Origin of the sequence: Amycolatopsis sp. SID8362, assembly GCF_010550475.1 — a bacterium.
Classification (GTDB): Bacteria; Actinomycetota; Actinomycetes; order Mycobacteriales; family Pseudonocardiaceae; genus Amycolatopsis; species Amycolatopsis eburnea.
The window spans coordinates 1-3,302 of record NZ_JAAGNB010001380.1; the positions used below are offsets into that span (position 1 = coordinate 1).

Consider the following 3,302-nt stretch of genomic DNA (forward strand, 5'->3'; position numbering starts at 1 on the left):
AACTGGGCTCAGCCGAGCGCGGCCAGCGCGTCGGCCCGGTCCCGGTAGCACGCGAAGCCGGCGACGCCGGTTCCCCGCAGCAACCGCCACACCGGCGGGGTGCGCACCACCCACGCGACCGGGACGGCGGCCTCGTCGGCGTGCCGCTGCACCCGCAGCAGCGCGCGAAGCCCGGCCCCGGAACAGAACGCCACTTCGCCGAGGTCGACGACGAGCGCCCCGCCCGCCGCCAGCGCGGTTTCCGCGCATTCGACAAAAATGCCCACCGTCGCCATATCGATGTCGCCCGCCACGGCGACGACCGCGCACCGGTCACCGGCGAACGTCGTGGTGACCGAGAACGGCTCGCACAACGCCCCTGGCGAACTGCGGCCGAAGGCTCGCGAAAGCCGCGGCGGTTTCTGGATCTTCATGACCGGCTCCGGGCGGCTCATGCTGACGGTTTACGCGTAGACCGTACCCACTTCGTCCACTATGCCGCACAACACGATCCGCACGCCCGGTCTCGCCGTGCAGCGACACGCCCGTCTGCACGTGCACCGGTCCACAGAGGACGATCAAGACGGCCTGGTCGGGATGACGCTTCCGCAATTCACCGACGCCCCGCGGCGGGAACGGGGCCGTGCAAGACGCGGAATTGCGGTTTCCGAAATTCAGCCGAACGCAGGAATGGGGACCCGGGTGCGGTCCAGATCCGCGAAAAGATCCCCGGTGTCCGCGACCCGGGTCAAGACGTCGTCGGCGGTGAACCTCAGGTGCGCGACGTGCCGGCAGGCACGCACCTCGTCCCACGTGACCGGGGTCGACACGGTCGGCTCGTCGCGCCCGCGCAGCGAGTACGGCGCCACCGTGGTCTTGAACGGGTTGTTCTGGCTCCAGTCGATGAAAACCTTGCCGGGCCGCAGGTTTTTCGTCATACGGGCCACGACGAGGTCCGGCGTCTCGGCCGCGAGCCGCTCCGCCAGCGCTTTCGCGTACCGCGAGGGCGCGGCGGGGTCGTCGGTCTCGACACCCGCGTAGACCTGCATGCCCTTGGCACCGCTGGTTTTCGCCACCGGCGTGAACCCGTGTCCGGTGAGGACGTCGCGGAGGCGCTCGGCGACCCGGGAGCAGTCGACGACCGTCGCGCCGGGCCCGGGATCGAGGTCGAACACCAGCCGGTCCGGCGTGCTCCGCTCGTCATCGGGACCGACGGTCCACTGGTGGACGTGCAGTTCGAGCGCGGCGAGGTTGGCCGCCCACACCAGCTCGGGCAGGTCGTTGATCAGCGGGTACGCGACGACCTCGGGATCGCCGCCCCGGCCGCCGACGGTCAGGCGCGCGGTGCGGACCCACTCGGGAGCGTGGCGCGAGACGTCCTTTTCGAAGAAGGAGCCGCCGTCGACGCCGTCGGGGAAGCGCACGAACGTCATCGCCCGGTCGCGGATGTGCGGCAGCAGCAGCGGCGCGATCCGCGTGTAGTAGTCGAGCACTTCGCCCTTGGTGAAGCCGTGACGCGGGTAGAGGACCTTCTCGAGGTTGGAAAGCGTCAGCTGCCGTTCGCCCACCCGCACCGTGATCCGGCTGCCCGCCACGCCACCAAGGTACCGGTCAGGGCGCGACGCCGCCGGACACCACGCGGGCCACGAAGCGCTCCGCGACTTCGCGCAGTTTCCGGTTCTCGCGCTGCGACTGGTCGACCAGCAGGGCGAACGCGTCGTCGGCGTCGACCTGGCGGATCGCCATCAGCATGCCCTTGGCCTGGTCGATCACCGCGCGGGAGGTCAGCGCCGTCCGGAGGTTCTCGGCCGTGTCCCGCGCCAGCAGGTACCGGTGGTAGACGCGCAGGATCGCCTCGACCGCCGCCGTGTACAGCTCGAGCCGCTGCGCTTCGATCTCCGCGAAGCCGTCACCTTGCCGCCCGAAGCAGTTGACCGCGCCGGAGAACTGCTCGTCCGCCACCAGCGGCGCGGCGAGGAAGCTCGAGAAGCCCGCGTCCTCCGCCCCGCGGGCGAAGGACGGCCAGCGCTCGACCGCGTCGGACACCGCCGTGCGCACGATCTTGCCGCCGCGGATCGCCTCGAGGCACGGGCCGTCGCCGAGGCGGTACTGGTCGGCGTCGAGCTCGCTCACGACGTCGCTCGTCGCCGTCGCGGTGTGCGGCCGCTCCCCGGTCACCAGCGTGATCGACGCCTCGTCCACCCCGGGGACGGCGTGGCGCACCTGCAGGCACACGTGCCGCAGCAGGATCCTGAAGTCGTCCTCCTCGCGCAGGACGGCGGTCAGGGCTTCCAGCGCGCCGGTGACCTCGTCGAACAGCGGTGACGGCGTCGCGGCGGGTTCCATCTGGGCTCCTCCCGGTCGGGCACGGGAGACCCGGGTACCCGTTTCGCGTTTGCCGACGCCCGCGGATTGGTAATCGGCCGTCATGTCGCTGGGTGAGGCCCCTTCGGGCGAACTGCCGCTGGACGACGAGCTGGCCGTGGTCGCCGCGCGGATGTCGGGCCTGCTGCTCTCGCGCGAGACCGTGGATTCGGTGCTGGACCTGATCGTTTCGCTGGCGGGGTCGACGATCCGTGCCGCCGCTGGGGCCGGCGTCACGCTCGTCGACGACGCCGGCGGCCTCGCCACGACCAGCGCGTCGGCGCCGCTCGTGAGCGCCGCCGACACCCTGCAGTACGACCTGGGCGAGGGTCCGTGCATCGCCGCGCTGCACGAGTGCGCGCCGGTGCGGATCGACGACGTCACCACCGAACGGCGCTGGCCGCGGTGGTGCGCCGCGGCGGCGGGTGCCGGGTTGCGCTCGGTGCTCACGGCCCCGATGACCACCGCCGACGGCTGCCACGGGGCCATCAAGGTCTACGCGACGGTTCCCGGCGCGTTCGGGCCGGTCGACGAGCGGGCGCTGATGACCTTCGCCGAGCGCGCCGCCGTGCTGGTCGCGAACGCGCGGGCCTGCGCGCGAGCCTCGCGGTACAGCGACCGGTTCAAGGACACCCTCCGCGACCGCGACCGGGTCACCATGGCGAAGGGCTTCCTGATGGGCCGCGACGGTCTCGACGAGGACGCCGCCTTCGACCGCCTGCTGGCGCTGGCGCGCGCCCGCGGCCGCACCCCGGCCGAGACCGCCGCGGAGCTCGTCGCCCCGGCACCGGAGGGGTGACCGCGCGTGCGCTTCCTGCCCGAAGACGAGCAGCGGCGCCGGCTCGCCGCGTGCTTCACCCGGAGCGAGCTGACGCCGGAACAGCTGTGGCTGCGGTACTTCGCGCTCGGCGGCAGCCTCGGCCTGCTGGAGCTGGACGCCTACCTCAACGGGCTGACGA

The 3,302-nt window shown here is 72.1% G+C and carries 4 protein-coding genes and 1 pseudogene; 2 read left to right on the forward strand and 3 right to left on the reverse strand.

Annotated features, from left to right (window positions below; translation table 11 throughout):
• Window positions 1–8: 8 nt before the first annotated feature.
• The 3 genes from G3I65_RS42440 to G3I65_RS42450 form a co-directional block, all read right to left on the reverse strand.
• Entirely contained in the window at window positions 9–413 is a 405-nt protein-coding gene (locus tag G3I65_RS42440) for an STAS domain-containing protein (protein ID WP_160701097.1), read from the reverse strand.
• 240 nt (window positions 414–653) lie between these two features.
• A complete protein-coding gene (gene ligD / locus G3I65_RS42445) occupies window positions 654–1,574 on the reverse strand; it encodes a non-homologous end-joining DNA ligase (RefSeq protein WP_163046850.1) in 921 nt (306 codons plus the stop codon).
• Between the two features lie 16 nt (window positions 1,575–1,590).
• Window positions 1,591–2,325 carry a GAF and ANTAR domain-containing protein gene (locus tag G3I65_RS42450; protein WP_160701098.1) on the reverse strand — a complete coding sequence of 245 codons (735 nt, stop codon included), beginning with the start codon at window positions 2,323–2,325 and terminating at the stop codon, window positions 1,591–1,593.
• 82 nt (window positions 2,326–2,407) lie between these two features.
• Between G3I65_RS42450 and G3I65_RS42455 the strand changes: the two genes are divergently transcribed.
• Complete coding sequence (locus G3I65_RS42455) at window positions 2,408–3,142, forward strand: GAF and ANTAR domain-containing protein (RefSeq protein ID WP_160701099.1); 735 nt, start codon at window positions 2,408–2,410, stop codon at window positions 3,140–3,142.
• Window positions 3,143–3,148: 6 nt separating this feature from the next.
• Window positions 3,149–3,302 (forward strand): annotated as a pseudogene (locus tag G3I65_RS57850) (serine/threonine-protein phosphatase); the annotation flags it as partial.

Excerpts from the sequence above, each read along its gene's own strand:
- G3I65_RS42455 (WP_160701099.1), top strand. The coding sequence starts at position 2,408 with ATGTCGCTGGGTGAGGCCCCTTCGGGCGAACTGCCGCTGGACGACGAG.
- G3I65_RS42440 (WP_160701097.1), bottom strand. The coding sequence starts at position 413 with ATGAAGATCCAGAAACCGCCGCGGCTTTCGCGAGCCTTCGGCCGCAGT.
- G3I65_RS42450 (WP_160701098.1), bottom strand. The coding sequence starts at position 2,325 with ATGGAACCCGCCGCGACGCCGTCACCGCTGTTCGACGAGGTCACCGGC.